Genomic DNA, 15,425 nt, shown 5'->3' with positions numbered 1-15,425 from the left:
CCCAAGGCGCGGCGCGCGGCCCAAGGCGCGGCGCGGGGAGCGGGACGCAGGCGCGGGGCGCAGGGCGCGGCACGCGGCCCAAGGCGCGGCGCGCGGCCCAAGGCGCGGCACGCGGCCCAAGGCGCGGCACGCGGCCCAAGGCGCGGCACGCGGCCCAAGGCGCGGCACGCGGCCCAAGGCGCGGCGGGCCGAGGGTGGGTTATGGGTGGGCGCGGGCCCAGGCGCGGGCCGCGGCCATGCGCTCGACGGCCGTTGGGTGGGAGCCGAACAGGAACTGTTCGACCGGGTTGGGATCCGGGTCGCCCAGGTTGACCAGGGACAGGCGGCCCTGCATGGCCTCGAACTCGCTCGGGTCGCGGGTCAGGTTCAGGGCGTGCTGGTCGGCGCGCGCCTCCACGCGCCGCGACACCAGGGACTGCAGCGGGCCGGCAAACAGGCCGGCGACCGCGGCGATGGCCAGCAGGAGGGCGATGGCGCGAGGCTCGGCGATCGACTCGACGCGGGCCAGGCGGAGCAGGGCGGACCACGAGCCCAGCAGGTACAGCGCGCAGACCGCCGCCGCGGCGCCCAGCGCGCCGAGCAGGGTGCCGGTCAGGACGTCGCCGTCCTTGGCGTGGCCGAGCTCGTGCGCGACTACCGACTCCACCTCGGCCGGCGGGGCCTTCTCGAGCAGCGTGTCGTACACGACGATCCGCCGCGTCGGGCCCAGGCCCGAGACGTAGGCGTTGACGGCGCGGGTGCGGCGCGACGCGTCGGCGACCAGGACGTCGCGGACCGGGACGCCGTCGCGGGCGGCCAGTTGCATCAGGCGGGTGCGCTGCTCGCCCTCGGGCATGGGGGTGAACTTGTTGAAGACCGGCTCGACGAGGACCGGGAACACGAAGCTGAGCAGGATCGCGAGCGCGGCTGCGCCGGCCGCGCCCCACGCCCACCACCAGCGCGGCGCGAAGTGGGTGATGGTGAAAAAGCCGACGAGGACGATCGCGCCGATGACGGCGCCGACGGCGTAGCCCTTCAGCAGGTCGACGGTCCAGCCGCCCCAGCCCTGCGTGGACAGCCCGTAGCGGCGCAGGATCGACTGGCGCCAGGCGGCCAGCGGCAGGGCGACCACCTCGCCGACGAGGGTGACCGCGAAGCCGCCGAGCAGCGCGCGAGCCAGCCAGTGGCCGCCGAACGGGCGGCCGGCCTGCTCGACGATCCACGAGCCGGCCGGGGTGAGGCCCAGCACGAGCGCGATGACGAGGCCGAGCGCGAGCGACAGGTAGGTCCCGGGTCGCAGCGCGGCGTGGAAGGCCCGGCCCTGTGCCACGGCGTCGTGCGGCAGCGTGTCGAGCGCGGCCAGCTGGTCGGCCCGGGGTGCGGGCGCCGCCGCCCACGGGACCCGCAGCAGCGCGACGGCGGCCGCCGCGACGATCAGCACGACGAGCGTGATCGTGGCCCAGACGCGAGGGGTCATCGCAACAGCCTATGCGGCGTGCCCGCGGCGGCGCCGGGGTGACGGGACCGGGGTGACGGGCAGGGTTTCGAAGTGGGTGGGCTCGAGCACGGTGACCTCGAAGCCGGCCAGCTCGAAGACCTCGATGGCGCGGACCTCCTCGGCGCCGAGCTGGTGAAATGCCGGCGGCGTGTCGAGCAGCAGGGTAACCACGCAGGTGGTGCACGCGTTGCCCCGCACCGAACAGCTTTCGCAGTCGACGAGCATCGCTCCTCCATTACCAACGTGCCGGGTGAACCGGATAGCACGAACGGTAACGGTGGGGTACGACAAAAATGGGAAAGAGCAGGTCATGAACGTGACAGGCGGCGCAGCAGCGTGTCCGACGACAGCGGGTAGGCCCCATGCCTGCGCACCCCGTCGATGACCTCCTTGTCCGAGGAGATCACCACGATCGGGCGACCGGCCGGCTCGGCGCGCACGAGCCGCCGGATGAGCTCGTCGGCGGTCTCGCCCTTGCGCGAGAACAGCACGCGCACCCCGCGCGGCGCAGGCGGCAGGCCGTGCACCCGCTCGGCGCCGTCGAAGACGACCGTGACCTCGGCCCTGGTCTGGGCGACCAGGCCGCCGACGCCCGCGATCAGCCGGTTGCGCTGCTGTTCGAGGGAGATTTCGGCGTACCCCTTCTTGGTCACGTTGTATCCGTCGACGATCATGTGCGCCTTGGGCAGGCTGAGCAGCTGGTCGAGACGGGCCGGATCGTCGGCGTCCAGCGCGCGCGCCGCACCGGCGCCGGAGGCGTTCTCGGGCCGGTCGGCGGACGCGTCGGCGACGAAGTCGGCGGGCAGCTTGTCGGTCGGGTCGAGGGCCAGCTCACGGCGCAGGCCGACGGCCGCCTGGCCGATGGTCTCCAGCAGCAGCCACAGCCGCGCGTCGTCGACGGCGCGGGCGTCCTTGGCGCTCTGCCGCTGCGCACCCGCGGCCGCCTCGGCCTCGGCGAGCTTGGCGCGCAGTCGGCGCAGCTCGGCGTCGTGGTCGGCGTTGGAGCGGGTGACCCGGCCCTTCTCGGCGGCGAGCATGTCGGTGGCCTTGCGCTCCTTGGCCTGCGACTCGCGCAGCGCCTTGCCCAGCGAGCGGACCTCCTCGCGCAGGCCGGCCGCCTCGTCGCGCAGCCGGGCGAGCTCGTCGCGCAGCTTGTCGGCCTCGACGCGGGCCACGGCGCGGTCGTGCTCGGCGCGGGTCAGGCGCTGCTCGACGTCGCGCACGCGCTCGGCGGCCAGGGCGCCCTCGGCCTCGGCCCGCACGGTCTCGGTCGCGTCGGTGACGAGCGAGCGCCAGCCCTCGGGCCGCGCCAGGTATGCCAGCGCCGCCACCTCGACCGGGTCCGCCGCCGCCGGCGCGGCGCCCTCGAGGATGGCCGCGCCCAGGTCACCGGCCTCGTTGACGACCCTGGTGGCGAGCCGTTGGCGAAGCAGCGGATCGCCGGAGAGCTGCATCGCGATCATCGGACCGCCCAGCCGCGCGCGTCGGTTGGGCGCGAACTTCGCCACGCGCCGCAGTGGCATCGGCAGCTCATCCAGCGGCAACCCGGTCATCGCGCCCGCTGCCAGGGCGATCACGCGCTGCCGGACGGCCTCGGGCAGCACCGGCTCGAGCTGGTCGTCCTCCACCTGCGCAGCGTCGACGGCGGCCTCGAGGTCAAGGCCGTCGGGAGCGTCGTGCGCAGACATCACTCCAGTGTCGCATTGTCGACCACATTCGCCCGGGATGGTGTCCAGGACCGCCGCCTTAACTCGAAAGACGAGAAGCTGACATATCCTTATTTCACCCGATTCGGTGGGACAGCTCGGGAGGCGTCATGGCGGCACCGGTACCCCACAACGAGGTGGATCGACTATCCGCCCTGCACGCGATGGCAATCCTGGACACGCCGCCGGAGACCGATTTCGACGACATCGTCCGGATCGCCAGCGAGATCTGCGGTGCGCCGATCTCGCTCGTGACGCTCGTCGACGCCGAGCGCCAGTGGTTCAAGGCCAAGATCGGCGACCTTCCGGTCGATGAGTCGCCCCGCGAGGTGGCCTTCTGCGCGCACACGATCATGGGGCGGGATCTCATGGTGGTACCGGACACCACCGCCGACTCCCGCTTCGCCGACAACCCGTTCGTGCAGGCCGATGACGGCATCCGCTTCTACGCGGGTGCGCCGCTGCTCACGACGGGCGGCGCCGCGCTCGGCACGCTGTGCGTCATCGACCACGCGCCGCACCGGCTCAACCTCGACCAGATGCGCGCCCTGCGGGCCCTGGCCAAGCAGGTCACCGAGCTGCTCGAGCTGCGGCGTCTCGTGGTCGCCGAGGAGCTGCAGGCCCGGCCGGAGCCGCGGGCGGTCGATCTCGCGTACCTGACCGAGAACCGCGTCCGCGAGCTGCGCAGCATCGCCGACGCCCGCAACATCGCGATCACCCTCGGGCTCACCGAAGCCACGACGATCCACGCCGACCCGGCCAAGCTGTCCCGGGCGATCGACTACGTCATCTTCTGCGCGCTCAAGTTCGCACCGGCTGGCGGTCGCGTCGCGGTGCGGGTGCTCAGCACGCCCGTGCCCACCATCGAGGTCGGCCACGCCGGCGGCGGCATCCGCCCCGAGTGGCAGACCGACCTGGCCGGGGTCCGGGCCGCCGACGAGCCGGTGCCGCGGGCCGTCGCGGAAATCCTGCGCGCGCACGGCGCCACCGTCGTGGATACGTCGGCGGTCGCCGGTTCACCCGGCGTCCGCTTCGAGCTGAGGTTCCCGCCGCACTGATTTCCGCGGTGGTACCTCCCTGAAACCGCCGGTCACGGCCTCGCCGGCAGTTTTTGTCACACCCTGGCCGTAGTGTGCGCCCCGTGCCCGACTACTACCAGGAAACACTCGACACGCTCTTCGACGATCCGCGCGCCGCGACGCTGTTCGCGACGACGTTCGTCGTGGTCGACCTGGAGACGACCGGCGGCGCGCCGGACGGCGGGGGCATCACCGAGATCGGCGCGGTGAAGGTTCGCGGCGGCGAGGTGCTCGGCGAGTTCGGCACGCTGGTCAACCCCGAGGAGCGGGTGCCGTCCTTCATCACCGTGCTCACCGGGATCACCGAGCTGATGCTGCTCGAGGCGCCGAAGCTCGACACGGTGCTGCCGAGCTTCCTGGAGTTCGCCAAGGGCAGCGTGTGGGTCGCGCACAACGCGCCGTATGACACCGGGTTCCTGAAGGCGGCCTGCGCCAAGCACGGTTACCCCTGGCCCAAGCCGATCGTGCTCGACACCGCCGCGATCGCCCGGCGCGCGCTCATCGCCGACGAGGTGCCCAACCACAAGCTGTCGACGCTGGCCCGGCACTTCCGGGCGGCGACCCAGCCGATCCACCGGGCGCTGGACGACGCGCGCGCCACCGTGGACGTGCTGCACGGGCTGTTCTCCCGGCTCGGCAGCCTCAAGGTGCACACCGTCGGCGACGTGATCGAGTTCGTGAAGGCGGTCAGCCCGGCACAGCGGCGCAAACGGCACCTCGCCGAGGGGCTGCCCGACGCGCCCGGGGTCTACGTGTTCCGGGGACACAAGGACCGTCCGTTGTACATCGGGACGAGCTCGTCCATCGCCACCCGCGTGCGCAGCTACTTCACGGCGGCAGAGAAGCGCGCCCGCATCGACGAGATGCTCAACGCGGCGGAGCGGGTGGAGGCGATACCGTGCGCGCACTCGCTGGAGGCCGAGGTGCGCGAGCTGCGGCTGATCGCGGCGCACAAACCGCCCTACAACCGCCGCTCGAAGTTCCCGGAGCGCGTCCTGTGGCTCAAGCTCACCGCCGAGGCCTATCCGCGGCTGTCGGTGGTGCGCGAGCTGCACGCCGACGGCGCCGCCTACCTCGGGCCGTTCAGCTCCCGCCGCGGCGCCGAGCTCGCCGCCGCGGGGATCTATGACGCGCTGCCGATCCGCCAGTGCACCCACAAGCTCTCGCCGCGCACGCCGACGCCCGCGTGCGCGCTCGCCGAGCTCGGCCGCTGCCCGGCGCCGTGCGAGCACCGCATCTCCGCGGACGACTACGAGGCGCACGCCGCGGCGCCGTTCCGCACCGCGACGACGGGCGACCCGAGCCCGATCGTTCGGGGGCTGATGGCCCGCATCGAGACGCTGGCCGACGCGCAGCGCTACGAGGACGCGGCGGCGATCCGGGGCCGGCTGGTCGTGTTCCTGCGCACGGCGATCCGGATGCAGCGGCTCGCCTCCCTGAGCGCGCTGCCGGAGCTCGTCGCCGCGCGGCCATCCGCGGCGGGTGGTTGGGAGATCGCGGTGGTGCGACACGGGCGACTCGCCGCGGCGGGCGCGTCACCCCCGAGGGTGCATCCACAGCCGACACTGGATGTGGTGTTGGCCACAGCGGAGACCGTAATGCCCGGGCCGGGCCCGGCCCCCAGGGCCTCCCCGGAGGAAACCGAGCGCATCCTCGCGTGGCTCGAGCGCCCCGAAACGCGGCTGGTCAAGACCGATATAGGCTGGTCATCACCGGTCGACGGGGCCGCGCGATGGCGCCCGTTCCTGGCCCGCGCGGAGGCCGCCGCCGCGGTTCAGACCGATTTGGACGGGTAGGCACATCGGACGATCGCACATACTCAAATGACCGATCGGATGCACGATGGGAAACTAGGCTGGAACCTACCCAAACCCAGGCCCGCCCGGCCCGTCGGTGAGGAGGTGCCGCATGGAACCCGGTCTGCAGTCCGGCGCGCCCTTCAGCGCGGCCCCCTCCCCGGTATCGAACCCTCCAGGGAGCAGTCCCCCAACGCGCCCCGGGCCAAGCCCGGCGCATCAGCCGGCAACCAACCCAGCGCACCTCCCGGTAAACAGGGCACACCCGAACGACTCGCATGCGAACACCGGGCCCGCCGGCACCGCGCACCCGAACGAGACACATTCGAGCGCCGCATACCCCAGCACCGCCTCCGCCGGCGGCGCGCACCCGAACGACTCGCACTCGAGCGCCGCACACGCCGACACCGCATCCGCCGGCGCCGGGCACCCGAACGACGCGCATTCGAGCGCCGCCTCCGGCGACGCCGCACACCCGAGCGCCACACACGCCGACACCGCCTCCGGCGACGCCGCGCACCCGGACGCCGGGGATGAGCCGGACGGTGCACACGTGGCCGGGGCGCAGCACGATCCCCGGGTGCTGAGCCACCCGGACCGGCTTGGAGAGTCCGACCAACCAAGCAAATCCGGTGAATCCGATAGTTTCGGTCAACTCGCTGGATCTGGCCAGTTCAGTACGTCGGGTCAGGTCAATGGATCTGATCGATCAGTCGTGCTTCCGGGATCGGGCGTCGGGCCCGGTCCCGATGTGCGCGGCGCTGCTCAGGCCGCCGGTGGCGGTTCGGGCTCGGGGCCGAACGCGACGCACAGCGAGTACATGTTGGACCCAGCGGCGTCGGACGGCAACCCCATGGAGTCGCCGATTTTTCGTGTCGGACGGGTCGTTGCGTTCGGACCCGCGATGACCAGCCACGATGCCCGGCCGCTCCACGACGAGACACTCACGACCGTCGAGACGATCCGGGTCGAGTCGCTCGGGGCCGGCGGAGGGTTTGCCACCAACCCGCCGGGGAGCGTCAGGCCGCCGGGGGCGTTCGGTGGGGCCGCGAGCTCGGCGCTGGCCGGCGGCACGAGCGGGGCCGGGGGCGATCGGCTCCACGCCGGTGAGATGTTCCTCGGGCCCAAGGGGCTTCCGACGGCGGCGATCAACACGCCCGACGCGCCCGCCCGGCGCAGGCCCGCGCCGGCGGAGCGCGCCGAGCGGTCCGATGCCGAACGAGCATCCGGCGACTGGCCCGCCAACGACGCCCGGCAGTGGCAGCAGAGCGGCGACGACCTCGCGCCGCCGGGCCGGGGCGGTCGCCAGAGCCGGGCCGAGGGCGCGGGCCAGGAGAGCCCGGCGGACCGGGCCGGCCAGAACGAAACGCCGCAGGGGCAGGCCACGACCGAAGGCCAGGTGACAGCGCCCCAGGGCCAGACGGCGACCGAAGGCCAGGCGACGACGCCCCAGGGCCAGAAGACCACGACCCAAGACCGGGCCGGGACGCAGAACCGGGCGGGAACCCAGGGCCGGGCGGGGACCGAGGACCGAGCCGCGACGCAGGACCGGCTCAGGACCGAGGACCGGGCCGGAACCCAGGATCGAGCAGGAACGCAGGACCGGGCCGGCACTCAGGACCGAGCGGCGACGCAGGACCGAGTACAGACCGGCAAGCCGCGGAACACCCACGACCAGACGCAGGACCGTGGCTCGCAGACCTCCCGCCGCGATGAGATCCCCCGCGAACGCAACACCGTCGACACGGCACCGACGAACAAAGCGCCGACGCACGAGACGCCCCGGCACGACGCGACCGTCGAGCAGGCGCCGGCGGATCAGGGCCACGCGGATCAGGGCGGCGCGGATCGGGGCGGCGCGGATCGGGGCGGCGCGGATCAGGCGGCGAGCGACGAGGCCGGCAGGAAGCGGGGCGGGCCGCCGCGGCCGAAGATGCGCGAGGCGCGGCTCGACGACCGGTACGCTGCGCCCCGGCACAAGCTCGTCGCGCCGCCCACCGACGACTCGCCCGAGGTGCCGCCGCCGCCGAGCTACTCAGCGCTGGCGGGCGGGGCGGTGCCGGGGGATCCGACGTCGACGTACTCGGCGATCATCGGCTCGCGGCTGCGGTCCTTCTTCCCCTGGCAGTCCAGCGATGACCCGATGGCGCCGATTCTTCGGGTACACCGGCAGATTCACACGACGGCGGACATTGCGCTGCTGCGGCGGGCGTATGGGACCGCGGAGCAGATGCACCGCGGGCAGATGCGCAAGAGCGGCGAGCCCTTCATCACGCACCCGCTCGAGGTGACCGAGATCCTCGCCGACCTCGGGATGGACACCACGACGCTCGTCGCGGCGCTGCTGCACGACACCGTCGAGGACACCGACTACACGCTCGGCGCGCTGGAGCGGGACTTCGGCGGCGAGGTTGCGCTGCTGGTCGACGGCGTGACGAAGTTCGACAAGATGTTCTACGGCGCCGACGCCGAGGCCGAGACGATCCGCAAGATGATCGTCGCCGCCGGGCGGGACGTGCGGGTGCTGGTCATCAAGCTCGCGGACCGGCTGCACAACATGCGCACGATCGACGCGCGGTCGGTGAAGAGCCGGGTGCGCATCGCCACGGCGACGCGCGAGGTGCTCATCCCGCTGTGCGAGCGGCTCGGGATCCAGGCGCTCAAGCGGGAGCTCGAGGACTGGGTGCTGCGGGCGGTGTCGCCGAGCGGATACGCGGTCGTCGCCGACTACGTGAACCAGCGGGTCGGCTGGGACGGGTATCTGGACAAGATCATGTCGGCCGTCGGCACCGACCTGAAGAGGTTCGGCATCGACGCGACGGTGTCGCCGCGGCCCCGGCACCTGTACTCGATCTGGAAGGACACCGTCGACGGCAACTACGCCGAGCCGCACGACCTGCCGCGCGTGGTGGTCGTCGTCGACGGGCCCGAGACCGACTGCTACGCGGCGCTCGGTGCGGTGCACGGCAAGTGGCGCCCGGTGCCGGGGCGGTTCAAGGACTTCATCGCCACGCCGAAGAACAACAACTACAAGTCGCTGCACACGACGGTGCTCGGGCCGGAGGGGCGCTCGCTGGAGGTGCTGATCCGCACCGTCGAGATGCACCAGGCGGCGGAGTACGGCATCGTGGCGAACTTCCGCTACCCCTCCACCGCCGCGCGGTTCGGGCCGGCGACGAAGGCCGAGCAGCTGGACTGGCTGCGGCGGCTGCTCGACTGGGAGGCGGCGGCGTCGGACCCGGCGCAGTTCATCGCCTCGCTGCGCTGCGACCTCGCCGAGGACCAGATCCTGGTGCTGACGGCCGGCGGCGGGCGGCCGGTGCTGCTGCCCAGCGACGCGACGCCGGTCGACCTCGCGTACATCCTCGGCGCCGACGTCGGCAACCGATGTATCGGCGCCCGGGTCAACGGCCGCCTGACCGCAGTGTCCTCGCCGCTCGCCGACGGCGACACCGTCGAGATCATCACGCGCGCCGGGCAGCGCGACGAGTTCGACTTCGACGCCGATGCCCCGGCGCGCGGTCCGTCGCCCGAGTGGCTCGACTTCGTGAAGACCCCGCACGCCCGGCTCCACATCAGCCGCTGGTTCGAAGCGCACGTGGCCCCCGCGATCACCGTCGCCAACAAGGTGCGCCTGGGCCGCCTCGCGATCGGCCTGGCGCTGCGCCAGCAGGGCCGCGGCCTGGCCAGCGACCTGCCGCTGGTGCGCCTCGCGCCGCGGCTGGGCTACCCCGACCTGGAGACGCTGCTCGTCGCCGTCGCCGACCACGCCCGCACCGCCGACGAGGTCGTGGCCGAGTTGATCGCCCTGGTCGACCAGTCGCCGCGGTAGCTGTCTAGCCTTACCCGGATGACCGACTTCCGTGCTCGCCTGCGCGCGTGGACGTACCGCACGTTCTACCGCCTGCCGGGGCGCTGGCGGCGGCGGATCGTGCGCACATTCCAGCCGACGTACACGATCGGCGCCGTCGCGATCGTCCGCGACCCGCAGCTGAGCCGGATCCTGCTGCTGCGCCAGCCGCCCGGCGCCGGCTGGTCGCTGCCGGCCGGGCTGATGGACCGCGGCGAGACGCCGGTGCAGTGCGCGGCGCGCGAGCTGGGCGAGGAGACCGGCATCAAGCTGTCGCCCGAGCATCTGCGCGCGGCCAACCCCAACGCGGTCGTGCACACCCGCGGGCAGTGGGTCGACATGGTGTTCGAGGCCGAGGTCGAGCCGGGCGCCGAGCTCGTCGTCGACGCCGCCGAGGTCATCGAGGCGGCCTGGCATCGGCTGGACAACCTGCCGCCGCTGACCGTCTCGACGTCGCGACTGCTCGCGAACTACGGGATCGGGCCCTACAAGGACTACCCCGAGGCACGCCAGCAGTGAACGCGGACGTGTGTGCGGTCATCCTGGCCGCGGGCGAAGGCCGGCGGCTGCGGCCGCTGACCGAGCACCTGCCCAAGGCGCTGTGCCCGGTCGGCAACGTGTCGCTGCTGGGCCGCGCGCTGGAGCGGGTGGAGAAGCTCGGCCTCGACGTCGCCGTCAACGCCTGCTACCTCGGGCACATGGTGGTCGAGCACGTCGGCGACCGGGCGCACCTGTCCGTCGAGCCGGGCGAGCCGCTCGGCACCGCCGGCGGCCTCGCGCTGCTGCGCGACTGGATCGGCGGCCGCGCCGTGCTCGCGGGCAACGCCGACGCGTACCTGGCGGCGGCGGACGGCATGACACCCGGCGAGGACATCGCGGGGCTGCTGGCGGGATGGGACGGCAACACCGCGCGCCTGCTGGGCGTGCCCGGCCCGCCGCACGAGTTCGGCGCCCACCGGTTCGCCGGGTTCTCGCTGCTGCCGTGGGACCTGGTGGCGGCCCTGGAGCCGGAGCCGTCCGACCTCGTGCGCGCGGCGTGGCGCCCCGCCGAGCGTCAGGGCCGCCTGGAGGTGGTCGAGTATGCGGGCACCTACCTGGACACCGGCACTCCGGCGCACTATCTCGAAGCAAACCTCCATGCGGTACACCATGAGAATCTCGTCGCCGAGACCGCCGTCGTCACCGGCGAGCTCGACCAGGCCGTCATCGGCGCCGGGGCCGTCGTCGCCGGCCGCGTGACCCGCGGGGTGGTGTGGCCGGGTGGCTCGGTCGGGCCGGGCGAGACGCTGACGGACGCAATCCGGGTCGGCCAAAGCATGACGGTGCCCGCGCACTAGCATGACGGTGTCCACATGCTGGAGGGAGCACCGCAGGTGATCACCGCGATCGTCCTCATCGACTGCGCCACCGACTCGATCCCGGAGGTGGCTGAGAACATCGCCAACCTCGACGGCGTCAGCGAGGTGTACTCCGTCGCCGGCAACACCGACCTCATCGCGATGGTCCGGGTCCGGCAGTTCGAGGACATCGCCGAGGTGATCGCCAACAACATCTCGAAGGTGCCCGGCGTCGTCGACACCGACACGCACATCGCCTTCCGCGCGTACTCCCGCCACGATCTCGAGGAAGCGTTCGCGATCGGCCTCCCCGACGCCGACTGAGTCCCGCGGTCCGGCGCGGTGCGGACGCGGACTGAGTCCCGCGATCCAGCACGGCACGGACACGGACTGAGTCCCGCGGTCCAGCACGGCGCGGACCGCCGGATTGAGTCCCCCGATCCGGCGCGGCGCGGACGTGGACAAGGTCCACCGGTCTGTGCGGCGCAGATGCGGACTAATTCCCACGGTTTTGCGCGGCCGGCGCAGCAAGGCGTGGGCACGGGGCCGGGCGGCGCCGCAAGAAACCCCCGTTTGCCCTGGTTACGACGTCGGGAGTGCGGCAAATCGCATCGAATGCGTGCCCCACACCCGGTACCCTCGCCGCCATGAGGATCGGCATCGTAGGGGCCACCGGGCAGGTCGGCAGCGTCATGCGCCACATCCTGGCCGAACGGCAGTTCCCGGTAGACGAGTTGCGACTGTTCGCGTCCGCCCGCTCCGCCGGGCGGCCCATTGACTGGCAGGACACGCAAGTCACGGTGGAGGACGCGGCCACCGCGGACTACACCGGGCTCGACATCGTGCTGTTCTCGGCCGGCAAGGGCACGTCGAAGGAACTCGCCCCGAAGGTGGCCGCCGCGGGCGCCGTCGTGATCGACAACTCGTCGGCCTGGCGGATGGACCCCGACGTGCCGCTGGTCGTCGCCGAGGTCAACCCGCACGCCGCGGCCGTGCGGCCGAAGGGCATCATCGCCAACCCCAACTGCACCACGATGGCCGCCATGCCGGTCGTGCGCCCGCTGCACCAGGACGCCGGGCTGGTGGCCATGGTCGCCGCCACATACCAGGCCGTCTCCGGCGCCGGGCTGGCCGGCGTCGCCGAGCTCGACGAGCAGGTCCGCAAGGTGGCCGACGGCGCCGCGGCGCTGGCGTTCAACGGCTCGGCGGTGGAGTTCCCGGAGCCGAAGAAGTTCGCCCGCCCGATCGCGTTCAACGTGCTGCCGCTGGCCGGCGCGATCGTCGACGACGGCTCGTTCGAGACCGACGAGGAGCAGAAGCTGCGCAACGAGAGCCGGAAGATCCTCGAGCTGCCCGGCCTCAAGGTCTCCGGCACCTGCGTGCGCGTGCCCGTCTTCACCGGCCACTCGCTGCAGCTGAACCTGCGCTTCGAGCGCCCGATCTCGGTCGCGCGCGCCACCGAGCTGCTCTCCGGCGCGCCCGGCGTGGTGCTCAGCGACATCCCGACGCCGCTGCAGGCCGCGGGCGCCGACCCGTCGTACGTCGGCCGCATCCGCGCCGACGAGACCGTCGACAACGGCCTGGCGCTGTTCGTCTCGAACGACAACCTGCGCAAGGGCGCGGCCCTCAACGCGGTCCAAATCGCCGAGCTGCTGATCCCGTAACAGGCGTTACCGTAACGGCCGTTACCGGAACATCTGTTCCCGTAACGGCCGTTACGTGCATGCAGCCGCCGCACGCCGGGCCGCGCCCGCCCCACCTCGGCCGCGCGGGCCCCGGGCCGGGCCACCTCAGGCACGCGGGCCGGGGGCCGGGCCGCCTCGGGCACGCGGGCACGCGGGCACGCGGGCCGGGGGCCGGGGGCCGGGCCACCTCGGGCACGCGGGCACACGCGGGCACGCGGGCGGGGGGCCGGGCCACCTCGGGCACGCGGGCACGCGGGCACGCGGGCCGGGGGCCGGGCCACCTCGGGCACGCGGGCCGCTGCCGGGCCGTGCATGCGTAACGGCCGTTACGTGCATGCGCGGCCCGGACCCGCCCTCAGATGTGGCGGTCGAACCAGTCCAGGATCGCGTCGAAGCGCTGGATGCGGTGCGACGGGCGACCGGTCCGCGAGAGCTCATGGCCCTCGCCGGGGAAGAGCAGCAGTTCCACCGGCGCGCCGCGCCGCTTCAGGGCCACGAACAGGCGATACGCCTGCTCGACCGGGCACCGCCAGTCCTGCTCCGAGTGAATGATGAGCATCGGCAGCGAGATCCGGTCGGCGTAGGACAGCGGGCTCTGCCGGGCGAAATCGTCCACGTACAGCGAGTCGGCGAAGAACCAGCCGATGTCCGACGTCCCCACGAAGCTGTCGATGGCGTTCACGGCCCGCTCCGACACCGCCGCCCGGAACCGGTCGCCGTGGTGCGCCGCGAGCCAGGTCGTCATGAAGCCGCCGTGTGAGCCGCCCAGCACCCCGACCCGCCGCTCGTCCAGGTCCGGCGACTTCAGCGCCGCGTCGAGCAGGGCCAGCAGGTCGGCCGCGCTCGTCTCGCCCACGTTGCCCCGGATTGCGCGCCCGTGCGCCTCCCCGTAGCCGGACGAGCCGCGCGGGTTGCCGAAGACCACCGCGTAGCCCCCTCCGGCGTAGACCTGGGCCTCGTCGAAGAGCCGCCAGCCGTACTGCGTGAAGGGGCCGCCATGGATCATGAGCAGGACGGGATGCGGGCCGGGACCGGCGGGCCGGACCACCCAGCCGTGCACCGGGTAGCCGTCGGGGGCGGCCCCGGTGATCTCGACCTGCTCAAGGGCCCCGAAGCCGTCCGAGAAGCCGGTGAGCCGCCGCACCCCGAACGCCTCGACGCCCCCCGAGACGCGGTCCAAGGCGCCGTCCGAAACGCGGTCCGAGCCGGCGTCCGAGGCGCCGTCCGAGACCCCGCCCAAGGCGCCGTCCGAAACGCCGCCCGAGGCCCCATCCGAAACGCCGTCCGAAACGCCGTCCGAAACGCCGTCCGAGACGCCGGCCAGCCGGCGCGGACCCGCGTAGACCTCACCCCAGTCGGCCGGGCCGGCGATCGTCGCGGCCAGCGTGCCGCCCGCCCACGCGAACCCGGCCACCTGGCGCTCGCCCTCGACCACCGCGGCGGGCGCCCCGCCGTCGATGGGCACGAGCAGCAGCTGTACCGCACCCCGCCGCTCGTTGGCGAACAGCACCCCGTCCGGGCAGACGTCCAGGTCGCCGCCCGGCAACGCGAGGTGGTACTCGGCCGGGTCGAGCAGCGGCCGCACCGCGCCGCCGTCCAGCGGCACCGACCACAGCGAGTCGTTGCGCAGCACCGGGTCGACGCGGCCCTCCCCCGCCGGCGCGGCCGCGAACACGACCGCGGCGCCGTCGGGGGTGAACCGGGGCAGGCTCGCGATGAACTCGGCGCCCGTGAGCGCGCGCAGGCCGGCGCCGTCGGGGCGCACCACGCACACGTCGGCCGCCCAGTCGGAGCCCCAGCCGGCATGGCGGGCCGAGACGAAGGTGAGCCACTCGCCGTCGTGGCTCCAGCGCGGGTCGCCGTGGTCGTGCCCGCCGGTCGTGATGCGGGTGACCTCGCCATCCAGGGTGGCCACGAACAGGTGCGCCGGGCGGTCGCGCAGGAACCCGACGCCGTCCATCCGGTTGAACAGCTCCGTGATGCGCCGCGGCGGCTCGCCGTCGGGCCCGACCGGCTCGCCGTCGTCGGTGCTGGCGGTGCCGTAGCGGCCCTCATGGGGTACACGAGCGGAAAATGCCAGCCGGGTGGAGTCCGGCGACCAGTCGGGCGCTCCCGCCCCCAGCGGCTCGTCCGTCAGCCGCCGCGGCTCTCCCCCGTGCACCGGCATGACCCACAGCTGCGGCTTCGCGGCCTTGTCGACCCGCCGGAGAAACGCCAGCCAGCGCCCGTCCGGCGAGAAGCGCGGCGCGCTGTCGTGCCAGCCGTTGGTGAACTGGGCAGCGGGGCGCGAGCCGTCGGAAGGCATGAGCCACAGCTGCGAGGTGTACGCGTCGGTGGCGAGATCGGGCCGGGAGACCGCGACGGCGACGGTCGCGCCGTCCGGGCTCAGCGCGGGCGCGCCGGGTGTGCGCATTTGCGGCAGATCGACTGGTTTCACGCAGTGCACAGTAACCGGGGTCACCCTCCTTACCCACCGGTAACCTCCTACCCCTACC

11 protein-coding genes are annotated in these 15,425 nt (G+C 73.1%); 7 read left to right on the top strand and 4 right to left on the bottom strand.

The window, feature by feature from the left end:
* Positions 1-199: 199 nt before the first annotated feature.
* The 3 genes from ABD901_RS21290 to ABD901_RS21280 form a co-directional block, all read right to left on the bottom strand.
* Complete coding sequence (locus ABD901_RS21290) at positions 200-1,456, bottom strand: M48 family metallopeptidase (RefSeq protein WP_345128852.1); 1,257 nt, start codon at positions 1,454-1,456, stop codon at positions 200-202.
* Between the two features lie 9 nt (positions 1,457-1,465).
* Positions 1,466-1,702 (bottom strand): hypothetical protein, encoded by a 237-nt coding sequence (locus ABD901_RS21285; RefSeq protein ID WP_345128851.1) that lies wholly within the window; start codon positions 1,700-1,702, stop codon positions 1,466-1,468.
* Between the two features lie 83 nt (positions 1,703-1,785).
* On the bottom strand, positions 1,786-3,165 hold the full coding sequence (locus ABD901_RS21280; protein WP_345128850.1) for an NYN domain-containing protein: 1,380 nt from the start codon (positions 3,163-3,165) through the stop codon (positions 1,786-1,788).
* Between the two features lie 128 nt (positions 3,166-3,293).
* Here ABD901_RS21280 and ABD901_RS21275 point away from each other — a divergent pair, with 128 nt between their 5' ends.
* From ABD901_RS21275 to ABD901_RS21245, 7 genes are all read left to right on the top strand, one after another.
* Positions 3,294-4,241: a GAF domain-containing sensor histidine kinase gene (locus tag ABD901_RS21275; protein ID WP_345128849.1), complete on the top strand. Its 948-nt coding sequence runs from the start codon at positions 3,294-3,296 to the stop codon at positions 4,239-4,241.
* Positions 4,242-4,324: 83 nt separating this feature from the next.
* The gene (locus ABD901_RS21270; protein ID WP_345128848.1) at positions 4,325-6,058 is read left to right on the top strand and encodes a DEDD exonuclease domain-containing protein; all 1,734 of its coding nucleotides are present in this window, start codon (positions 4,325-4,327) and stop codon (positions 6,056-6,058) included.
* Between the two features lie 2,014 nt (positions 6,059-8,072).
* Positions 8,073-9,890: a RelA/SpoT family protein gene (locus ABD901_RS21265; RefSeq protein WP_380139990.1), complete on the top strand. Its 1,818-nt coding sequence runs from the start codon at positions 8,073-8,075 to the stop codon at positions 9,888-9,890.
* 18 nt (positions 9,891-9,908) lie between these two features.
* The gene (locus tag ABD901_RS21260; RefSeq protein WP_345128847.1) at positions 9,909-10,427 is read left to right on the top strand and encodes an NUDIX hydrolase; all 519 of its coding nucleotides are present in this window, start codon (positions 9,909-9,911) and stop codon (positions 10,425-10,427) included.
* A complete protein-coding gene (locus tag ABD901_RS21255) occupies positions 10,424-11,245 on the top strand; it encodes a nucleotidyltransferase family protein (RefSeq protein ID WP_345128846.1) in 822 nt (273 codons plus the stop codon). Before ABD901_RS21260 ends, ABD901_RS21255 begins: the two co-directional genes overlap by 4 nt.
* Before the next feature lie 36 nt (positions 11,246-11,281).
* Positions 11,282-11,569 carry an Lrp/AsnC family transcriptional regulator gene (locus ABD901_RS21250; protein WP_345128861.1) on the top strand — a complete coding sequence of 96 codons (288 nt, stop codon included), beginning with the start codon at positions 11,282-11,284 and terminating at the stop codon, positions 11,567-11,569.
* A gap of 323 nt (positions 11,570-11,892) precedes the next feature.
* Positions 11,893-12,909, top strand: coding sequence for an aspartate-semialdehyde dehydrogenase (locus tag ABD901_RS21245; RefSeq protein ID WP_345128845.1), 1,017 nt, complete (start codon positions 11,893-11,895; stop codon positions 12,907-12,909).
* A 376-nt stretch (positions 12,910-13,285) separates the two neighbouring features.
* Here ABD901_RS21245 and ABD901_RS21240 read toward each other — a convergent pair whose 3' ends face one another.
* Complete coding sequence (locus ABD901_RS21240; RefSeq protein WP_345128844.1) at positions 13,286-15,367, bottom strand: S9 family peptidase; 2,082 nt, start codon at positions 15,365-15,367, stop codon at positions 13,286-13,288.
* Between the last annotated feature and the right edge of the window lie 58 nt (positions 15,368-15,425).

It is taken from the genome of Dactylosporangium darangshiense (genome assembly GCF_039537565.1).
Classification (GTDB): Bacteria; Actinomycetota; Actinomycetes; order Mycobacteriales; family Micromonosporaceae; genus Dactylosporangium; species Dactylosporangium darangshiense.
The sequence above is the reverse complement of the archived record's forward strand: the minus strand, read 5'-3'. Positions and strand labels throughout refer to the sequence as shown.